The organism is Nonomuraea indica (assembly GCF_002850745.1).
In the GTDB taxonomy this organism is placed as follows: Bacteria; Actinomycetota; Actinomycetes; order Streptosporangiales; family Streptosporangiaceae; genus Nonomuraea; species Nonomuraea indica.
The window spans coordinates 298,319-316,744 of record NZ_KZ559471.1 but is presented as its reverse complement, the minus strand read 5'-3'; the positions used below and the strand labels follow the sequence as shown (position 1 = coordinate 316,744).

At 71.3% G+C, this 18,426-nt stretch carries 19 protein-coding genes; 12 read left to right on the top strand and 7 right to left on the bottom strand.

The genetic code is table 11. The features are described 5' to 3' along the window. Nucleotides 1-17: 17 nt before the first annotated feature. Nucleotides 18-647, top strand: a complete 630-nt coding sequence (locus tag CXR44_RS18215; protein ID WP_101787254.1) for a LysE family translocator — start codon at nt 18-20, stop codon at nt 645-647. Between the two features lie 60 nt (nt 648-707). Here the strand turns inward: CXR44_RS18215 and CXR44_RS18210 are convergent, their stop codons facing one another. The 3 genes from CXR44_RS18210 to CXR44_RS18200 are packed head-to-tail and all read right to left on the bottom strand — an operon-like array spanning nt 708 to nt 3,458. Next, on the bottom strand, nt 708-1,775 hold the full coding sequence (locus CXR44_RS18210) for a PucR family transcriptional regulator (protein ID WP_101787253.1): 1,068 nt from the start codon (nt 1,773-1,775) through the stop codon (nt 708-710). Further along, the gene (locus CXR44_RS18205) at nt 1,775-2,569 is read right to left on the bottom strand and encodes an ABC transporter permease subunit (RefSeq protein WP_101787252.1); all 795 of its coding nucleotides are present in this window, start codon (nt 2,567-2,569) and stop codon (nt 1,775-1,777) included. Before CXR44_RS18205 ends, CXR44_RS18210 begins: the two co-directional genes overlap by 1 nt. Continuing rightward, entirely contained in the window at nt 2,547-3,458 is a 912-nt protein-coding gene (locus CXR44_RS18200; protein ID WP_101787251.1) for an ABC transporter ATP-binding protein, read from the bottom strand. Before CXR44_RS18200 ends, CXR44_RS18205 begins: the two co-directional genes overlap by 23 nt. 136 nt (nt 3,459-3,594) lie before the next feature. On the opposite strand from CXR44_RS18200, the gene CXR44_RS41700 reads away from it, so the two are divergent. Together CXR44_RS41700 and CXR44_RS18195 are read left to right on the top strand one after the other, a co-directional pair. Beyond that, nucleotides 3,595-3,717 carry a hypothetical protein gene (locus CXR44_RS41700; protein ID WP_281260282.1) on the top strand — a complete coding sequence of 41 codons (123 nt, stop codon included), beginning with the start codon at nt 3,595-3,597 and terminating at the stop codon, nt 3,715-3,717. Beyond that, complete coding sequence (locus tag CXR44_RS18195; RefSeq protein ID WP_101787250.1) at nt 3,714-4,613, top strand: DNA-3-methyladenine glycosylase family protein; 900 nt, start codon at nt 3,714-3,716, stop codon at nt 4,611-4,613. The genes CXR44_RS41700 and CXR44_RS18195 overlap by 4 nt, the downstream gene beginning before the upstream one ends. A 24-nt stretch (nt 4,614-4,637) precedes the next feature. On the opposite strand, the gene CXR44_RS18190 is transcribed toward CXR44_RS18195, so the two are convergent. Further along, a complete protein-coding gene (locus tag CXR44_RS18190; protein ID WP_101787249.1) occupies nt 4,638-6,167 on the bottom strand; it encodes a cobyric acid synthase in 1,530 nt (509 codons plus the stop codon). Between the two features lie 108 nt (nt 6,168-6,275). Here CXR44_RS18190 and CXR44_RS18185 point away from each other — a divergent pair, with 108 nt between their 5' ends. From CXR44_RS18185 to CXR44_RS18170, 4 genes are all read left to right on the top strand, one after another. After that, nucleotides 6,276-6,959, top strand: a complete 684-nt coding sequence (locus CXR44_RS18185; RefSeq protein WP_101787248.1) for a hypothetical protein — start codon at nt 6,276-6,278, stop codon at nt 6,957-6,959. Continuing rightward, nucleotides 6,956-8,254 carry a hypothetical protein gene (locus tag CXR44_RS18180; RefSeq protein WP_101787247.1) on the top strand — a complete coding sequence of 433 codons (1,299 nt, stop codon included), beginning with the start codon at nt 6,956-6,958 and terminating at the stop codon, nt 8,252-8,254. Before CXR44_RS18185 ends, CXR44_RS18180 begins: the two co-directional genes overlap by 4 nt. Before the next feature lie 86 nt (nt 8,255-8,340). Further along, the gene (locus tag CXR44_RS40990) at nt 8,341-9,627 is read left to right on the top strand and encodes a serine/threonine-protein kinase (protein ID WP_245899246.1); all 1,287 of its coding nucleotides are present in this window, start codon (nt 8,341-8,343) and stop codon (nt 9,625-9,627) included. A 106-nt stretch (nt 9,628-9,733) separates the two neighbouring features. After that, nucleotides 9,734-10,978, top strand: coding sequence for a hypothetical protein (locus CXR44_RS18170; protein WP_144069998.1), 1,245 nt, complete (start codon nt 9,734-9,736; stop codon nt 10,976-10,978). 50 nt (nt 10,979-11,028) lie between these two features. Here CXR44_RS18170 and cpt read toward each other — a convergent pair whose 3' ends face one another. Further along, nucleotides 11,029-11,616, bottom strand: a complete 588-nt coding sequence (cpt, locus tag CXR44_RS18165) for a chloramphenicol phosphotransferase CPT (RefSeq protein WP_101787245.1) — start codon at nt 11,614-11,616, stop codon at nt 11,029-11,031. Nucleotides 11,617-11,941: 325 nt separating this feature from the next. Between cpt and CXR44_RS18160 the strand changes: the two genes are divergently transcribed. Together CXR44_RS18160 and CXR44_RS18155 are read left to right on the top strand one after the other, a co-directional pair. Continuing rightward, nucleotides 11,942-12,487, top strand: coding sequence for a GrpB family protein (locus tag CXR44_RS18160; protein ID WP_101787244.1), 546 nt, complete (start codon nt 11,942-11,944; stop codon nt 12,485-12,487). 281 nt (nt 12,488-12,768) lie between these two features. After that, a complete protein-coding gene (locus CXR44_RS18155; protein WP_101787243.1) occupies nt 12,769-12,996 on the top strand; it encodes a hypothetical protein in 228 nt (75 codons plus the stop codon). A gap of 95 nt (nt 12,997-13,091) precedes the next feature. Here CXR44_RS18155 and CXR44_RS18150 read toward each other — a convergent pair whose 3' ends face one another. After that, a complete protein-coding gene (locus CXR44_RS18150; protein WP_101787242.1) occupies nt 13,092-13,673 on the bottom strand; it encodes a hypothetical protein in 582 nt (193 codons plus the stop codon). Between the two features lie 716 nt (nt 13,674-14,389). Between CXR44_RS18150 and CXR44_RS18145 the strand changes: the two genes are divergently transcribed. The 3 genes from CXR44_RS18145 (at nt 14,390) to CXR44_RS18135 (ending at nt 16,897) form a co-directional block, all read left to right on the top strand. Further along, nucleotides 14,390-14,650, top strand: a complete 261-nt coding sequence (locus CXR44_RS18145; RefSeq protein ID WP_245899258.1) for a helix-turn-helix domain-containing protein — start codon at nt 14,390-14,392, stop codon at nt 14,648-14,650. Between the two features lie 257 nt (nt 14,651-14,907). Then, the gene (locus CXR44_RS18140) at nt 14,908-15,114 is read left to right on the top strand and encodes a cold-shock protein (protein ID WP_101787240.1); all 207 of its coding nucleotides are present in this window, start codon (nt 14,908-14,910) and stop codon (nt 15,112-15,114) included. 352 nt (nt 15,115-15,466) lie between these two features. Further along, entirely contained in the window at nt 15,467-16,897 is a 1,431-nt protein-coding gene (locus tag CXR44_RS18135; protein WP_101787239.1) for a DEAD/DEAH box helicase, read from the top strand. Nucleotides 16,898-17,045: 148 nt separating this feature from the next. Here CXR44_RS18135 and CXR44_RS18130 read toward each other — a convergent pair whose 3' ends face one another. Further along, the gene (locus tag CXR44_RS18130; protein ID WP_101787238.1) at nt 17,046-18,374 is read right to left on the bottom strand and encodes a serine/threonine-protein kinase; all 1,329 of its coding nucleotides are present in this window, start codon (nt 18,372-18,374) and stop codon (nt 17,046-17,048) included. Nucleotides 18,375-18,426: the final 52 nt, after the last annotated feature.

Sequence of the window (18,426 nt, the reverse complement as noted above, 5' to 3'; positions counted from 1 at the left end):
CGGCTAGGTTCGTCGTCATGGACATCGCAGCATCGGTCGGGTCGTTCGCCGCAGTCGTGGCTTTGCTGACACTCACCCCAGGTCTGGACACGGCGCTCATCCTGCGCACGTCGCTGCTGGCCGGGCGGCGCCCGGCCTGGGGCGTGGTGCTGGGCATCCAGGCGGGGACGCTGCTGTGGGGGCTGCTGGCCGCCGTCGGCCTGTCCGCGCTGCTGGCCGCCTCCCAGCTCGCCTACGACGTGCTGCGCTGGGCCGGAGCGGCCTACCTGGTGTGGATGGGGGCGCGGATGCTGCTCGCCAAGGAGCGGCACGACGGCGACGGCGGCGGGCAGGAGGCCGGGTTCCGCACCGGGTTCCGGCGCGGGCTGGTGACGAACCTGCTCAACCCCAAGGTCGGCGCGTTCTACGTGGCCATACTGCCGCAGTTCATCCCGGAGGACGCGCCGCACGCGGCCATGGGGCTGCTGCTGGCGGGGGTGCACGTGGCCGAGGGGCTGGTGTGGAGCGCGGTGCTCATCGGCTTCGCCACGCTGATGAGCGGCGTGCTGCGGGCGGCCCCGGTACGGCGCGCGCTGGACCGGCTCACCGGCGTCGTGATCGTCGGGTTCGGCCTGCGACTGGCGGTGGACGGCGGCAGGGCGGTGTAGGCGTAGGCGTCCGTCCTGGCCCGGCGGCATTCCCAGGCCGGCGTCAGGGCCGAGCCGGCGTCAGGGCCACGGCCAGTCGAGCAGGCGGGCGCCCAGCACGGCGGTCTGCAGGGTGAACCGCTGTGTCGGGTCGTCCGGCGAGAAGCCGGTCAGGCGGCGGACGCGTTCGAGGCGGTAGGTGACGGCGCGGGCGCTGATGCCCAGGCGGCGGGCGGCGGCCGTCTGGTTGCCCTGCGCGGCGAAGACCGCCTCCAGGGTCTCCAGGAGCGGCTCGTGCCCGCCGCGCGAGCCCAGCAGCGGGCTGAGCACGCTGGTCACCAGGTCCTCCATGGCACTTCTGTCCCGCAGCAGGACGGGGAACACCAGCAGGTCGGCGGCCTTGACCACCTCGGCGGCCAGTCCGAGCCGGTCGGCCAGGTCGAGCGCGCCGGCCGCCTCCCGGTAGGAGGCGACGACCCCGCCGGGTCCGCGCTGCGGCCGTCCGACGCCCACCCGCCAGCCGGGCGCGAAGCGGGTGCGCACGTGATGGGTGAACTCCCCGACCGCCGCGGGCAACGTGGCCGGCGCGACGCAGACGAGCAGGCCGTCACGGACGGCGACGAGCACGTTGTGCGACCCGAACCGGGCGGTCAAATCGCGCTCGATGCGGCCCTGCTCGCCGTCCCTGAGCCCGCGGGCGACGGCCACCAGGTACGACTCGGCGAGCCGCAGCCCGAAGTGCTCGGCCCGCTCGGCCAGCCGTTCGGCCCGGCCCTGCAGCAGGTCGTCCACGAACTCCCTGCGAGCGGCCTCCTCCTCGCGCAGCGCGGCGAGCTGGGCCCGTTCGTAGCCCTCCATCAGCGCGGAGACCGCCCTGCGCAGCGCGGCCATGACGGCGGACGGCACGTCCGTCCCCTCTGCGGCGGCCAGCGACGCGTCGACCAGCGCGCGCAGCGGCACGCCGAGCCGGGCGGCCCGCTCCCCCACCTCGTGGTAGGCGTCGAGCGCCGGCCGGTCCGGCAGCCGGCCGGTGACGGCGGCCGCGGCCAGCACCTGTAAGTGCCCGCCCAGCAACCCGGCAGGCAACTCACCGGCCCACTCACCGGGCGACTCGTCCGGCGACTCGCCGGCCACCCGCGAAGTCGCCATCACACTCCCACATCACGCCTGTCGAACGCGAGGACCGCGGTGAGCGCCAGCACGGCCGCCGCCCCTGCCAGCACAAGATAGTCGCCGGCCGGAAACCCCTGGTAGAGGGGCCTGCCCTCGGCGTAGTAGTGGAACGGCGAGACCCACCTGAGCCACGACACGGCGTCCACGTTCTTGCCGACCGTGACGACCATGTAGCCGAGCACCGCCCACGCCCCGACCGTCGCGGTGGCGACGGCCCGGCGGCCGGTGGCGGCGCCGACCGCCAGCGTCACCGTGCCGAACAGCAGCGCCAGCAGGTAGACGCCGGTGTGCGCGGCGAGGATCCGGTCGAAGCCCACGTCCATCCCGGCGCTCCACGCGACGGCCCAGGCGACCAGCAACGTCACGGCGGCCACGGCGAGCAGGCCGAGCGCCAGGGCGGCGAAGAGCTGGACGACCAGCATGCGGCGCGTGATCGGCAGCGTGACGATCAGCTCCAGCGTGCCCGACTCCTCCGGCCCGGCGAGCGACCGACCGGCCAGCCCCATCGCGCAGACGATGAACAGGGCGGGCAGGAGGAGCTGGTAGACCACCGACTGCAGGTAGCCCGGCGCGGTGGCGAAGTCCTGGAGACCGCCCATCAGGTCTCTGAGCGCGCCGGGATACTTGGCCACGGCCTGCGCGCTGTAGGTGGCCGGGTCCTCGGCGATGCTCGGGTACACCACGCCGACGTACAGGACGAAGAAGACGCTCAGGCCCAGCGTCCATCCGATGAGCGGCCGCCGCTGGTCACGCAGAGACTTGAAGATCATGGTCCCTGCCCTCCTCGCTGTAGTAGGTGAGGAAGATCTCCTCAAGGTCCGGCTCGGCGCTCACCATGTGCACGACGGTGAACCGGGCGGCGGCCTTGACCAGCGGGTCCGGCCGGCCGTCGATCGTGCATCGGACGCTGGCGCCCTCGACGCGCAGGTCGCGCACCCCGGGCAGCCCCTCGAACGCCTCACGCGGCACGGGCGCGTCGAAGTGGAACTCCACCGTCCGCACGGCCCGCTCCCTCAGCGTGGCCACGTTCTCCACGGCGACCAGCCGGCCGGCGCGGACGATGCCGACCCGGTCGGAGACGTGCTCGACCTCGGCGAGCACGTGCGAGGACATCAGCACCGTACGGCCGGCGGCGCGCACCTCGCGCACCATGGCCAGGAACTCCTGCTGCACCAGCGGGTCCAGGCCACCGGTCGGCTCGTCCAGGATGAGGAGCTCGGGCTCGTGCATGAACGCCTGGATCAGCCCGATCTTCTGCTTGTTGCCCTTGGAGAGCTTGCGCATCGGCACCGACAGGTCGGCGTCCAGCCGTTCGGCCAGCGCCTCGACACGGCCCGGCGGCACGCCGCCCCGCTGCCGGGCCAGGAACGCGAGATGATCGCGGGCCCGTTCGCGGCCGTCGAGCACCAGCTCGCCCGGCAGGTAGCCGATCCTGGACCGGACCGCCGCCTGCCGGGCGTCCACGCCGAGGACGCGCACCTGGCCGCGGGTGGGCCTGATCACGTCGAGCATGAGCCTGATGGTCGTGGTCTTGCCGGCGCCGTTCGGCCCGAGGTAACCGAAGATCTCGCCCGCCCGGATGTCGAGGGTGAGGTCCTCCAGCCCCCGGCGCCTGCCGTAGTACTTGGTCAGCCCTTCGGCCTGCACCACTGCTGTCATGCCGCCATGGTGACGTTCGCGCGGGGCGCTGTCAGGGGCGTGTCCCGGCAGCGTGCGCGCGGGTTGCTTTCCGGCATCCGGCAACGCCCTCGGCGGCCGGCGCCCGCAACGCCGGTTCGGCGGTAACGTGCGGGACGTGAGCAGCATCGAGGAACATTCGGCCGACCTGGAGAGCCGGGTCGCCGCGCCGGAGAGCGGGCGCGCCGGGCCGGGCGGCGAGGGCCGCGGAGCCGCCGCCGTCGACGTGGCGAGCGCATGACGACGCACCGGTTCGTGATCGACGCCGAGGGCCCGTTCGACTTCGGCGCCGCGTTGCGGTTCGTGGCGGACTGGCCCGCCACCAGCGCGCTGCCCTTCGACGGGCGGGCGCTGCGCTTCGCCTACTGCGCGGAGTCCGACTGGCTGCCGATCGGCGTGACCGTGACCGCCGCACCGGGCGGCGTCGCCGTCGCCACGACGCGGCCGGCGGGGCCGGGCGTCCGGGGCGAGGTGGCGCGCGTCCTCTCCCTCGACGTGGACGGCTCCGGTTTCGCCTCGCTCGGCGAGGCCGACCCGGTGCTCGGGGAGCTGCAGCGGCACAACCCCGGCCTGCGGCCGGTGTGCTTCTGGAGCCCGTGGGAGGCGGCGTGCTGGGCGGTGATCGTGCAGCGCTCGTCCATGCTCGTCGCCTCGCGGATCAAGCAGCGCATCGCGGAACGGTACGGCGCGAGAGTCACCGTGGACGGACGGGAGTACCCGGCCTTCCCCCCGCCCGTGACGCTCGTCGAGGCCGGCGGCCTCGGCCTGCCCGCCCAGAAGGAGGAGTGGCTGCGCGGGCTGGCCCGCGCGGCGCTCGACGGCGTGCTCACCACCGAGCATCTGCGCGCGCTCGCCCCGGAGGAGGCGCTGGCCGAGCTGCGGGCCCTGCCCGGCGTGGGACCGTTCTCGGCCGGGCTGATCCTGATCAGGGGCGCGGGCGCGCCCGACGCGTTCCCGGGTGACGAGCCGCGCCTGTTCGCGATCCTGCGCGAGGCGTACGGCCTGCCGCGGGACACGCCGCCGGCCGCGTACCGCAGGCTGGCCGAGGCGTGGCGGCCCTACCGTTCCTGGGCGTCCTTCCTGTTCCGGGCGACCGCCTACGGCGTCGCGGACGAGGAGCGGGCACCGTCGCGGTGAGGCCGCGGCAGGCCCGCCGCCGCGCTACCCGGCCGCGGGCACTCCCGGCACACCGGACGCGCCGGGCACACCGGGCGCGCCGGGCGGGAGGACGGGCACGGCGGGCGGGCCGTGCTCGATGAGGCGCAGCAGCGCGTCCGTGTCGAGGTGTCGTTCCACCAGGTCGCCGAGGGCGTCGAGGCGGTCCTCCCGCAGCCGGGCGAAGTCCGTGCCGGGAGCGGGCGTGAAGTCCCGTCCGGCCCGCGCCGCCACGTCGGCCAGGAAGGCGCGGCGGAAGGCGTCGTTCTCCAGGGCTCCGTGCCAGGTGGTGCCCCAGACGTTCGCGACGCGGCAGCCGTCCAGGAACGGCTCGCCGCCCTCGACGGTGGCGACGCCGTGGTGGATCTCGTACGCCGTGACCGGGTGCCCGTAGGCGCGGCCGGACGGCCGGGCCAGCGTCTTGGCGGCGGCGAACTCCACCCGGACCGGCAGCAGTCCCAGCCCCTCGACCCGGCCCGCCCCCGACTCGACCTCGTCGACGATCTCCCGCCCGAGCATCTGGAAGCCGCCGCAGACGCCCAGGATCGGCCCCTGCCGTGCGGCGAGCGCGGTCGCCAGGCCCGTACGCCGCAGCCAGGCCAGGTCGTCCACCGTGGCCCGCGACCCGGGCAGCACGACCAGGTCGGCGTCGTCCAGCTCGCCCGGCCCGCGCACGAACCGCACCACCACGCCCGGCTCCGCCGCCAGCGCGTCGAGGTCGGTGAAGTTGGAGATCCGCGGCAGCCGCACCACGGCCACGCGCAGCGTCTGCCTGCCGTGCGGCTCGCCCACGGCGACGGAGCGGCCGTCCAGGGCCAGGGAGTCCTCGACGTCCAGCCACAGCCCGTCGAGCCACGGCAGCACGCCGTACACCTCCCGGCCGGTGACCGAGCGCAGCATGGCGAGCCCGGGTTCGAGGAGCTCCTTCGCGCCCCGGAACTTGTTCACCACAAATCCTGAAATAAGCGATTGGTCGGCTGCGTCCAGCAGCCCGACCGTGCCGTAGAAGGCCGCGAACACCCCTCCCCTGTCGATGTCGCCCACCACGACGACCGGCAGGTTCGCGGCCCGCGCGAGGCCCATGTTCGCGATGTCGCCCCGGCGCAGGTTGATCTCGGCCGGGCTGCCCGCCCCTTCGCACACCACCACGTCGTACGCGTCCCGCAGCCTGCCGAACGACTCCAGCGCCGTCTCCCGCAGCAGTGACCTGAGCTCGCCGTACTCCATCGCGTCCACGTCGGCGACCGGCTGCCCGAGCAGCACGACCTGGCTGCGGCGGTCGCTGCCGGGCTTGAGCAGGATCGGGTTCATGTCGGCGGCCGGTTCGAGACCCGCCGCCTGCGCCTGGACGGCCTGGGCGCGGCCGATCTCGGCGCCGCCGGCGGTGACGTAGGAGTTCAGCGACATGTTCTGGGCCTTGAACGGCGCCACCCGCACGCCCCGGCGGGCCAGCCATCGGCAGATCCCGGCCGTCACCACGCTCTTGCCCGCGTCGGACGTGGTGCCCGCCACCAGCAACGCCCCTCTGGTTCGCACCCGCCGGATCCTCCCACATCCGCCCGACGTGCCGCCCGGACAGGCTCCGAGGGCACGAAAGCGCCACTTTCCGCGCGAGACCGGCTACACCGCGTTACAGTTCTCGGCATGCTGGTCATCTCGCTGCAGGCCATTCTGGAAGAGGCGACCGCTGCGTACAGGTTCGACGTCGGGCAGATCAAGGACCTGTCGGCCCTCCTGCGGCCCGAGACCCTGCGCCGGTTCCGCGAGCACTCCCCCGTCTGCTGCTTCCTGGCCTTCCACCCGGCCGGCGACCCGCCGATCGTCGACTACGTGCGCTCCGGCACCATGGCCGACGACAGCGGGCCCGACGTCCTCGTCCTGTTCGTCCTGGACCGGCCCGCCCCCATCGCGGTGCCCGTCGGCACGACCGCCTTCGGCCACGGGGCGGAGATCGGCGTGGGGGTGGATCCGGCGCACCGGATGGTGCGGACCCTCTTCGGCGGCTCACGGGTTCCGCCGCTGCCGGGCCTGGTCGTCTTCCGGGACGTCGCCGAGGACACCGACGGGGTCTACCTGCCGCTCGGGCACCTGGAGTCCGAGCGCGAGGTGCGCCTGCACCTGCGCGAGGTGTTCGCCGAGATGGGCCACCTCGCGGCGACGGGCAAGCCGGGGAGGTTCCTCGACGACCTCGGGGTGCAGTGGACCCGTCGCGGCCTGGCCTACGAACGGACCGACCGGCGGCCCATGCGCGAGTGGCTGATCGAGGGCTTCCGCACGGCCAGGGAGAACTACGGCGACATCGTCGGGACGATCGGACTGTTCGGGTGATCCCCACGGCGTGGCAGGTCCGGCGGACGCCGCCCGGAACCGAGGTGCTCGTCGAGGTGCTCGCCGGCCTGACGAAGGAGACGCTGTTCGCCGGCGCCTGCGCCGCCACGCTCGGCCTGCCCCGGTTCAAGGTCCGGTTCGAGGACCGGCGCGCCCGGCACACGGTGGTCCTCCGGTTGGCCATGGGCCTGGAGGACGCCGTCGGCCTGCGCTTCCACCCGTCGATGGACGCCCCCTTCCTGCGCTTGGCGAGGCCGGGCGACGAGGCAGAGCTGAGCGGGCACCTGGCCCGCCGGCCCGGCTATCTCCCGTCGGTCTGGCTGACCGACCTGCTGGCCCGCTGGGACGTGCACGAGACGCTCAGCGAGTCCTGGCGCGCCGCCGGTGACGACGTGCGCGGCAACAGCAGCGCGCTGGAGTCCGCGCGGCTGCTGAGAGCGGCCCTGTGGCACGCGGCGCGGACGGATGGGCCGGCGTCCGCCGTCGGCTATGTCGTGGACGTGGTCACGACGGGCCTGTGCCGTGACGTCACGGGCGCCTCGCGGGCCATCACCCTGCTGTTGTGGGCGTCGGCACAGGCCGACACCGGCGAGGCGCTGGCCAGGGTCCTCTTCGGCGGCCACCTGCCGGACACCGCCCACGCCTGGACCACCGCTCCGCTGACCGAGCCGGCGCCCGCCGCTCTGCCGCCCCGGGCGTCACCTTCGGTGAGGATGCTGGTCGAACGCACCTTCGCCCTGCTGGAGGAGGCCCGGCGGGCCGACGGCTTCGACACCTGGTTCATGGCGCTGACCAGGGCCGCCGGCATGCTCCACTGTGTCGCCCTCGTGCTCCGGTGGGTCACCGAACGGCCGGCTCCCGGCCTGCGGGCGGTCCACGGACACGTGTGCGAGCTCGACGCCCACTACAGCGCCCTCGTGGCCGGGCTCCACGTCGCCGGCTCGCCGCTCATGAACGGCCCCGTCCGCCACGCGCGGGCCCTGGCGGCGCGCTTCCGCGCCGCGGGCGACACGACCGGCGACCGCTTCGCGGGCGAGGCCCTTCTCATCCCGCCCGCGCTCCTCGACGAGGAGCCCCTGCCGGACGCGTGGCGCGACCCCGGCCACCTCACGGCCACGCTGCTGCCGCGGCCCCCCGGCCTGCTCGACCGGCTGGCCCCCCGACGGGCCGTCGTGGCCGACGCCGCGAACCCCGCCCGCTGGCACGCGCTCGCCGCCGAACTCGACGCCGAGGCCGCGCCCTGGGCCGCACGCGTCGCCGCGTACCTGGCGGACGTGGCCGCCGCCGGTCCGTGAGATGCCCTTGATCGCGAGTACGAGACATCCCGACAGCCACGCTGATAGCTTGTCGCCCTGCCTGTCGATGCGTTCGGGGGTCGCGCGTGAGCCAGCCGTTGGTGGAGGACGATCCGCGGCGACTGGGCCCGTACGACATCGTCGGCCGCCTCGGGGAGGGCGGCCAGGGCGTCGTCTACCTGGGCCGGACCGCGTCCGGCGAGCACGTGGCCGTCAAGCTCCTGCACCACGGCCTGCTGACCGACCCGGACGCGCGGCACCGTTTCCTGCGCGAGGTGGAGATCGCGCAGCGCGTGGCCAGGTTCTCCACCGCCCCGGTGCTCCACGCCGACCTCGCCGGCCACCGGCCGTACATCGTCAGCGAGTACGTCCCCGGCCCCTCGCTGCGCCATCTCGTCACCACCGAGGGCCCGCGCCGCGGCGCCGCCCTCGACCGGCTGGCGATCAGCACCGCCACCGCGCTGGCCGCCATCCACCGTGCCGGCGTGCAGCACCGCGACTTCAAGCCCGCGAACATCCTGATGGGGCCGGAGGGTCCCGTCGTGATCGACTTCGGCATCTCGCGCGCCCTCGACGCGCCGGGCACGGCATCCACCGGGCCGCTGATGGGGACGCCGTCCTACCTGGCGCCTGAACAGCTCGGCGGGGAGCCGGTGACGGAGGCGGCCGACATCTTCGCCTGGGGCGTGACCATGGTGTTCGCCGCCTCGGGCCGGCCCGCGTTCGGCGCGGACTCCACCCCCGCGGTGATCAACCGCATCGTCAACGGCAAACCGGTGATCTCCGGGCTCGACGGGACGCTGCTCCGGCTCGTCACCGCCAGCCTGTCCAAGAACCCGGCCAAGCGGCCCACCGCCCACGACCTCGTCACCAGGCTGACCTCGCTCCCCGCGCGTCCACCGGCACGCAGGAGGCACCGCACGGTGATCGCCACGATCGCCGGCACCGCGACGGCGGCGCTGCTCGTCACCGGCGCCGTCCTGCTCGACAGGGGCGACGCCCCGGTGGGGTCGCCCCCCGAGGGCCTCTCGACGTCCCGCTCGCCCGCTCCGTCCAGCGCGCTCCTCACCACCCCCGCCACGGTGTCGGCGCAGACCCGGCAGGCCGAACGGGGAACCTCTCCCCCGACCTCCGTGCCGACGTCCCGCCCGAAGACGCCGGCGCCGACCAGCCGACCGGTCCGCACCCGGAGCCCGGTGAGCCCGCCGACGGCCCAGGAACACCGCAGGACGACCTCGGCGCCCCCGCCCAGCAGCGAGCCCGCCAGGACGCAGGCCCCCGCGCCCACCACCACGGCTCCGGCGTGGCCCCCCACCGACTGGCGGGCCACCCCGCCCGAGAACCCCTTCACCTGCATCCCCTCGCAGTGCTGATCCTGCGGCCCCTGGCCGGGAGCCGAATTGCCCCATACGCGAACAGATGACCCGTCATCCCGCTACCGTTGATCGCGATCAGGACCGAGGCAGGGACGGTAGTGCCGTGACAGACAAAACTCTCCACGTACAGGGCGCCGGGTTCGATCGTTCGGCCGTCAATCTCCAGCACACCACCGAAGATCTGCTGGCCCTGCTGGAGCTCGGCGACGGGACGACTATTGACATAGACGCGGCGTCCGAGTTGCCGGTGGGCGCCCTCGGGCTGGTCGGCGAGGCGGCCCGCATGCGGTACAACAGGGGCTTCACCGGTTTCCGCGAACGCCTGACGGACGGCGCGCGGTCGGCCTCCGCCATGGCGGCGGTCATCACCGCCAACAAGGACGGCTACGCCCAGGCCGAGCACGCGGGCGTCCGCGCGATGCTGGCGCTGCGGGACGGCGGCGAGTCCCTCGACCCCAAGCTCCTGCAGGGCAGCGGCTCGTACTCGAGTGCCAACCCGTTGTTCCCGCCGCCCGGCGGCGGCAGGGAGTGGCAGCAGATGTCGCTGCTCTTCGGCGCGGCCGGCGGCGGCCTGGCGACGCTCAAGCTGGACGACATGATGGCCAAGCGCAAGTACATCTCGTGGTTCAGCGACCACGACGAGGTCTACTACGCCAACCAGAAGGTCAATGAGGCCGAGAAAGGCACCTGGTCGGAGAAGAAGCAGGCGGAGCAGCTCAGAGCCCAGGCCATCAAGTCGCGCGCCGCGCTGCAGAGCAGCCGTACCGCCGCGGTGCTCAAGGCCGCCGCGGGCATGTCGTTCACGGCGGCCATGGGGGCGGCGCTCTGGATGAGCGCACTCGTCCTCAGCGACCGTGAGCTCGACTCGCACGTCTCCTACTGGGCGGAGATCGCGCGGGGACTGGACGAGCTGTTCGGCGGCGGCGACCCCTCGGGCAGAGAGGCCCTGGCCGCGGCGTGGAGCGGCGACGCCATGGAAGCGGCCGACAAGAAGCTGCGGGCTTTCATGACCGCGGGCATCCAGCTCTCCGACCGCGCCGTCGCGCACGCCTACGACCTGGCGCAGGCGGTGCAGACCCTCAACCACATGCACGACCTGGCCTTCGCGCTGACCGCGGCCGAGCTGTTCGCCCTGGCGCTGGTCCGCATGTGGTATCCGATCAATCCCGTCACCGCCCTGTCGCTCCAGGAGGCCATCGGGCGCAAGCTGACCCTGACGGTCGTGGCCCTGCACACCGCGCTCGTCGGCATCATGGGCACGGTGCTGTACGCAGGCATGGACGCCCAGTCACGGAACTACGGAACGGAGGGCGTACCGGCGCAGGACTTCCCCATGACGGAGGCGTAGGGATCACGCGGAGCTCGCATTCGATCGCTGGAAGCGCCCGGAGGACCCGGTCATCCGCTACGAAGACGTGCCGGACTTCCGCGTCGCCGTCGCCGCGCCTCCCGGGATGAAACCGCGGTGGCGATCTCGTGCGCGCACGCCAAGGACTCGGCGCGCGTGGTGTCCACCACCAGGTCGTAGAGCACGCCCTCGTGAACCACGTCCGCCTGCGACGCCGCCATCCCCCTGATGCGGTCGCCCCGGGCGATCTCCCGACCGGCGGCGACCGCGCTGTCGCACCTCACCCCGACCCACAGCACCTCCAGCCCGGCAAGAGCCTTCTGCCACCGCTGCTGGGACGCCGCTCCACCGAGGAACACGTCATCCACGATGACCCGAGCGCCCGCGCGGGCCATCGCGGCGACCCCCTCCGCCCACGCCGCGTCCAGGGCCACGAAGTCCGGCCCGACCTTGACCTGGCCGTCAGGGGTGAAGTCGATCCCGGCCTCCGACGCCTGCATGGCGGCGGGCATCGCGTCGACCAGGGTGTCGACACCGAGGGCGAGCCACGGATCCGGCAGGATCGCCTGCAGGCACCGGACGATCCCGGACTTGCCCGAACTGGATCCGCCGTTCAGCACGATCGTTTGAGTCGTCACCGCGCCAAGCTAGGGGCCCGACCCCGCACATTCCAACCGGATTTCCGTGACCCGTTCACACCGTCCCGGGCGCCTTGGCACGCTGCCAGGTGAGTCTAGGTGCGGAACGATCCCTGAGCGCCGACTGGTCCGAAAGTTCATTGCTTCTGAAGACTCCTCAGTTTGAACTGTCGGGTATTCGTTCGTTCCTCATGTGGCTTCTTCTGTCGGTTGCAGTTGTTGAAGTTGTCCGGTGTTCGTGTCGCTGTCCAGGTTCGGTTGGGATTCCGCCTCGTCTTTGATCGTCTCGGCGCGAAGATGGCCTCACACCGTGGACAATCGGAGCATGGGAGACCCAATCGAGATCGTGGATCATGACCCGGCGTGGCAGACGGAGTTCGCCGCGATCGGGACAGCGTTGCGCGGGGCGCTCGGTGACGTCGCACTGCGGGTCGATCACATCGGCTCGACGTCGGTGCCCGGCCTGGCTGCCAAGCCGGTCATCGACATCCAAATCTCGGTACGCTCGCTGGAGCCGCTGGCCGTCTACAAGGCACCGCTAGAGCGACTCGGCTTGGTGCATCGAGCGAACAACCCGGAGTTGACCAAGCGATACTTCCGGGAGGCGCCAGGCAGCCGCCGTACCCATATTCACGTGCGTGAGCTCGGCAGCTTCTCCCAGCAACTGCCCCTGCTGTTCCGCGACTACCTGCGCGCCCACCCCGCCGCCGCAGCCGAGTTCGCGCAGGCGAAGCGACGATGCGCGAACCAGGTTCGCGACGACCGGCAACAATACGTCTCTGCTAAGGAGCCCTTCGTCTGGGACATCGTGCGGCGTGCCGACACCTGGGCCCAGAACATCGGCTGGCAGCCAGGCCCGAGCGACGCCTGACCCGGCCGACAACAAGACCTGAACGACTCCGCTCGAAACCGTCCGGACCCAGGTGCCGTGCCGCAGGTCAAAACCTGTCCCGCCGCCACATCTTCCTATCAATTGATCTTGTTGTCGTTCTCGTGCTGATCATCGTTGATGAGTCGGCGTGCCTGTTCGGCGTAGCGGATGGCGGTGCTCTCCTCGATGCCGAAGACCACAGCGAGATGGAGCGCGTCCGGGCCCCGGTTGAGCGCCTCCTCCAGAACGCGGTCGGCGCGTAGATCGTCGAGCCGGACCTGGTGCCGGACAAGCAGGTGTTGCTTGAGGTAGTAGGTGCTGACGGGCTCGACTCCGGCAGCGGTGAGCCGGGAGAGCAGGACGTGCGGGTTGGCGGTGTGCGGCCAGCACCGGCGACGCTCGGCGAGGTAGTCGCGCAGGGCGTCGTGGGTCAGCTCGTCAAGGGGGCGGGCGAGGCCGTCGAGGATGATCCGCCGGTTGGGCAGGTCGATGTCGTCGAGGGTGAGTAGGCGGATCGCCTGAGGGCGAGCGGCATGGATCGCGGCCAGGGCGACGATCAGGCGTAGCGCCGGTGTGACGGCGGCACTGGCGGCGGTCTTGAGCGTCAGCTCATCCAGCGGCAGGCGCTCGGGGTAAGGGTGGGCTCCCGGCTGAAGGTGGTGGTGGGGTTGGTGAAGATCCGCCGATGCTTGGTGGCGAAGCGGAACAGCGACTTCAGCGCGGTGACGGCGTTGCTGAGGCGGCGCCCGCGCAGCGCCTCGACGGCGGCGTGGACGTCCTTGCGCGTGACCTCGCGTAGGTGTCTGCGGGTGGGAGCCCAGCTCTCCAGGATCGGCTGGACGGCTCCCAGGTAGACATACAAGGTGGTGTCCGAGCGCGGGCGGGTGCGAACGTCACCGGCATGCAGCCAGCTCAGCCAGTCGCGGACGTCGGCCTGGAAGCCAAAGGGCAGCGTGCTGGTGCGCCGGTCGATCCAAGCCAAGATCGCCTTGGGACGCTGCTCGCGAAGTAAGCCGAGCTCGGCGAGGATCTCGGCGGTCCGCTTGATGCTGCGACCCCGGCCGCGCAGCCGGTCGAGCTGGGCGTAGGTGACCGGTTCGTCAGTGGAATGCCCGGCCAGCAGCAGGACCAAGGTCCGTTCGACGGCGGCGAGGACATCGCGCGACCAGCCACGTTCCTCTCGCATCTGCGCAGCTCGCTGACGTGCCTGGGTGAGCACAGGGTTGTCAGCGGCGGGACTTGTTCGGGTGCGAGGTTGCTGAGGCGAGCTCTGCCCGAAGGAGACGCGGTCGCGGGTTGCCGTATCCGAGCCAGAAAATCTGTAGTGGCCGTAGTAGACATTCGGGGTCGATGGGGCTAGTGTTTCTATCAGCACAAGGAACGATCCTCCGGGCAGCAGCAAGCAGTACTGGCACCACGACGAACTGCCCGGAACAGGATGCAGTCAAGGTTGACGGCAGAAGGTCGGACGTGACGGGCCAGCGCAACAGTCAGGGTCCTGATCGTGGACGCGCTGCCGAAGGTGAAGCCGGACAGTGGTCCGGAAAGAGATGAAGGGAGTGTTGAACGCCATCAGGATCGCCCGTTGCCGGCTGAGTCTCGCCGCTCGGGTACCGCAGTTCCACAGGATTGAGGGGTGGTCTACGGTCACGCATCCGCGATCCCCGCATCACCGCCGCGCAGTACGGCGGGTGCGGAAAACAGTAGGCCGGCCGGATGGCCGGTAGATGGTGTTGAACCTCTTCGGGGCCCCGGCGCAACAGGCGTCGGGGCCCCCTGTTCGCGTGAGGAAAGGCATCTATGGATCAAGTTTCCCGAGTCGGCGCTGACAACCAGGCTCCCGCCGGGGCTGCAGGCAGCGCCGAAGAGCGATTCGACGATGAGGACTACCCCGCCTACAGCATGGGCGCGGCCGCGGAGATGGTCGGGGTCACTCCTACGTTCCTGCGCGCTCTGGGCGCCGCCAAGCTGATCGAACCGCGACGCTCCAGCGGCGGCCACCGCCGCTACTCCCGCTACCAGCTACGCCTCGCCGCCCGAGCCCGCGAACTCGTCGACCAGGGCACACCCGTCGAAGCCGCCTGCCGGATCATCATTTTGGAGGACCAGCTCGCCGAAGCGCTGCGCATCAATGAGGCACGCGGCCACCCGGCCGGGCACTGAGAACGGCAGCGTGGTCCCCGGCCCGCCGCCATTCTGAACAAGGGACGGGGACTGGGCATGCACAGCACGCCTGAATGTGTGCTAGGTTGAATCCTGTTGCAGTTTTGGTACCCATAAGAACTTGTGTGCACCTGACGGTATGTAGCCTCAGGTGCATTTTTGTTTTCCGGTCTTCTCCGGGTGTGGGCCTCTATCGCGGCGACGCGGAGTCCGTCCGACGCGGACTTCGGCTTTGCACCTATCAAGAGGAGATCAACATGGCTTCTGGCACCGTGAAGTGGTTCAACGCGGAAAAGGGCTTCGGCTTCATCGAGCAGGACGGCGGCGGCGCCGACGTCTTCGCCCACTACTCCAACATCGTCTCTCAGGGCGGCTACCGCGAGCTGCACGAGGGCCAGAAGGTGGCCTTCGATGTCACCCAGGGCCAGAAGGGCCCGCAGGCCGAGAACATCGTTTCCGCCTGACACTGACGCACCACGCAGGTGGGGCCCGCGCCGAAGGGCGCAGGCCCCCCGCGTCGCTCGTGCGGCACCCGATGTGCCGTGACGGCCTCACAAACCGCGAGCACAGCCGTCCTTCCGCCGCACGCCGGATGGACCACCGATGGCTCCAGTTCGGGCACGAGTCCGCTCCAGCCCTCTGACCGGCATCGCAGCCGCCGTTCTCGCCGGCGAGTGCCGACCATTATCGACGCCCGGTGCCAGGCCGTTTCCCGCCGGCTCGGTTCGTCTTTTCTTCGGCTCGTGCTCGCTGTTCTTCACGCCGTTCATCGCGTCGAGAAACACTTGACACGTGCCGCATCGAGGAAGGTTCTGCATGAACCACGCTACTCGCGCGCACGACCGCTACTCCCCCGCCCGTACGGGCGGTTCCGCCAACCCCGGCAGGGGCGACCGATTCGGCTCGCCGGCTCGGGGCCGCTCAGACACCCCCAACCGTTCCGGTCGTTACGGGCGGCGTTCGGCCGCACCGCAGGGAGAATTCGCACTGCCGGTCACTGTCACCCCGGCCCTGCCCGCAGCCGCGACATTCGCTGAACTGAACATGCCGCCCGCGCTCATGAAGATGCTCGCCGGCCTCGGTGTGAAAGAGCCGTTCCCGATCCAGGCGGCCACGCTGCCGAACTCCCTGGCTGGCCGGGATGTCCTCGGCCGGGGGCGCACCGGGTCGGGCAAGACACTCGCCTTCGGCCTGGCGCTGCTCGTCCGCACCTCCGGACAGCGTGCCCAATCGCGGCAACCGCTGGCCCTGATCCTCGTTCCCACCCGGGAGCTGGCCCAGCAGGTCACCGACGCGCTCACCCCGTACGCCCGGTCACTGAAACTGCGGCTGGCCACCGTCGTCGGCGGTATGTCGATGGGCAAGCAGGCCAATGCGCTGCGCGGTGGCGCCGAGGTCGTCGTTGCGACCCCGGGACGGCTCAGGGATCTCATCGAGCGCGGCGACTGCCGCCTGGATCAGGTCGGCATCACCGTGCTGGACGAGGCCGACCAGATGGCCGACATGGGCTTCATGCCTCAGATCACCCACCTGCTCGACCAGGTGCGCCCGGGGGGCCAGCGGATGCTGTTCTCCGCCACACTCGACCGCAACGTCGACCTCCTCGTCCGCCGCTACCTGACCGACCCGGTGGTCCATTCGGTTGACCCCTCGGCGGGTGCGGTCACCACGATGGAGCACCACCTGCTGCACGTCGAGGGCTCCGACAAGCAGGCCACCACTGTGGAGATCGCGGCTCGTGACGGCCGGGTGATCATGTTCCTGGACACCAAGCACGCCGTGGATCGGCTCACCGAAAAGCTACTGAAAAGCGGCGTACGGGCTGCCGCGCTGCACGGGGGCAAGTCCCAACCCCAGCGCACCCGCACCCTCGCACAGTTCAAGGACGGCCACGTCACGGTGCTGGTGGCCACCAACGTCGCGGCCCGCGGCATCCACGTCGACAATCTCGACCTCGTCGTCAACGTCGACCCGCCGGGCGACCACAAGGACTACCTGCACCGCGGCGGCCGCACCGCCCGCGCCGGCGAGTCCGGCAGCGTCGTCACCCTTGTCCTGCCCAACCAGCGCCGCGACGTGAACCGCCTGATGGCCGACGCCGGCATCGTCCCGCAAACCAGCCAGGTACGTTCAGGCGAGACCGAACTACGACGTATCACGGGAGCCCAGGCTCCTTCAGGGATTCCCGTGACCATCACGGCTCCTGCCGGGGATCGTCGGGCGGGACGGAACGGCCGTCGCGCCTGATCCTCGAGCGGCGGCACACGAGGGCAAGTGGAATGCGCTTCTGGGCGCGCGCAGCGCTTGTCGACAGCCGGAGCTGGTCCTGGTCGCGTCCTCGGAGCGGGGTGAAAGCTCGGCGAGGGATTGTGCCGCGGATCCACCCGGACGGAGTCTAGGGTTTCGGCGCCGGTTCGGGACTGGAGCGCCGGGACTTGCGCGACTCCCAGGCCCAGCCTCCCGCGATGAGCGCGAAGCCGGCGATCACGAACGGCGGGATCTCCCCCAGGACGCTGTCCCCCCGGCTGGTGAACAAGGTGGCGACGACACCCACGCCGTCCATGGCGAGAGCTGCGGCGCCACCCCCGATGAGGCACCCGGCGATACCCGCGACGACGGCGACGGTCCTGCCGGCGACCGGCGGTACGAAGCGGGCGACCTGCGCGCACAGCAAGCCGACCAGCCCGACGTCGAAGATGACAGCGGTCAGAACGGCGTCGTCCATGTCACCATGGTCGATCTCACGCTCCATCCTGTCCCACGCGATGCCGAGGTCGGTGCAGCCGAGGAGAGCGAGCGCGAAGATGATCGCCATCATCACCGCGACGCCTTTGTGCTGCCACGCCTTCGGACGGGTCTCCTCGGGCGGGAGGATCCTGGTGGCGTCCCGTACGCGGTCGCGGCCCGGTCGGTGTTCGCCGAGCAGGGCCAGCGCCTGCTCGACGGTCGGCCTGTTGCCGGGGTCCTTGTCGAGCAGCCGGGTGATGAGCGGCGCGAGCCGGCCCGCTCGTCGCGGCGGTGGGGGCTCTTCCAGCAGGACCGCGGTCAGCGCGGCCGGCTGGGTGTTGCGGCGGAACGGGGAGACACCCTCGACGGCCTGGTAGAGGGTCGCGCCCAGGGAGAACAGGTCGCTGGCGGGGAGCCCGTCGATGCCGCGCAACCGTTCCGGCGCCATGTACTCGGGCGAGCCGATGAGCATCCCGGCGGTGGTCAGGGTGGTGTCGGTGGTGTGGAGTGCGATCCCGAAGTCGGTGAGCAGGACCTTGCCGTCGCCGGCGAGCATGACGTTGGCCGGCTTGATGTCGCGGTGCACGATGCCGGTCTGGTGCGCCGCGCCGACGGCCTTCAACAGCCCGGCGGCGATCTGCGCGACCCTGTCCACCGGCAACGGCCCGTGCGTCTCGAGGTGCTCGTGCAGCGATTGGCCGTCGACCAGCTCCATCACGATCCAGGGCAGGCCGTCCGAGACGATGTCGTGAATGGCCACGACATTCTCGTGTGCCCGCAGCCGAACGGCGTTGCGCGCCTCCCGCGCGGTGCGCTCCAGCCGCTTGTCCTGCTCCGTCTGTGACATTCCGGGCACCAGTTGCAGCTCTTTGATCGCCACGTCGATGTCCAGCACCTCGTCATGGGCGCGCCAGACCCTCCCGAACCCACCCGACCCCAGTACCGAGATCAGCCGATAGCGTCCGCCGACCGTGTGACCAGGTTGCGCAGATGTCATGCCGCCTCGCCCGTCTTGCCCTGTACGACAGTTGATCAGCGTAGATCACCCG

Excerpts from the sequence above, each read along its gene's own strand:
- CXR44_RS18215 (WP_101787254.1), top strand. The coding sequence starts at position 18 with ATGGACATCGCAGCATCGGTCGGGTCGTTCGCCGCAGTCGTGGCTTTG.
- CXR44_RS18210 (WP_101787253.1), bottom strand. The coding sequence starts at position 1,775 with ATGGCGACTTCGCGGGTGGCCGGCGAGTCGCCGGACGAGTCGCCCGGT.
- CXR44_RS18205 (WP_101787252.1), bottom strand. The coding sequence starts at position 2,569 with ATGATCTTCAAGTCTCTGCGTGACCAGCGGCGGCCGCTCATCGGATGG.
- CXR44_RS18200 (WP_101787251.1), bottom strand. The coding sequence starts at position 3,458 with ATGACAGCAGTGGTGCAGGCCGAAGGGCTGACCAAGTACTACGGCAGG.
- CXR44_RS18195 (WP_101787250.1), top strand. The coding sequence starts at position 3,714 with ATGACGACGCACCGGTTCGTGATCGACGCCGAGGGCCCGTTCGACTTC.
- CXR44_RS18185 (WP_101787248.1), top strand. The coding sequence starts at position 6,276 with ATGCTGGTCATCTCGCTGCAGGCCATTCTGGAAGAGGCGACCGCTGCG.
- CXR44_RS18160 (WP_101787244.1), top strand. The coding sequence starts at position 11,942 with ATGGGAGACCCAATCGAGATCGTGGATCATGACCCGGCGTGGCAGACG.
- CXR44_RS18150 (WP_101787242.1), bottom strand. The coding sequence starts at position 13,673 with ATGCGAGAGGAACGTGGCTGGTCGCGCGATGTCCTCGCCGCCGTCGAA.
- CXR44_RS18145 (WP_245899258.1), top strand. The coding sequence starts at position 14,390 with ATGGGCGCGGCCGCGGAGATGGTCGGGGTCACTCCTACGTTCCTGCGC.
- CXR44_RS18140 (WP_101787240.1), top strand. The coding sequence starts at position 14,908 with ATGGCTTCTGGCACCGTGAAGTGGTTCAACGCGGAAAAGGGCTTCGGC.
- CXR44_RS18135 (WP_101787239.1), top strand. The coding sequence starts at position 15,467 with ATGAACCACGCTACTCGCGCGCACGACCGCTACTCCCCCGCCCGTACG.
- CXR44_RS18130 (WP_101787238.1), bottom strand. The coding sequence starts at position 18,374 with ATGACATCTGCGCAACCTGGTCACACGGTCGGCGGACGCTATCGGCTG.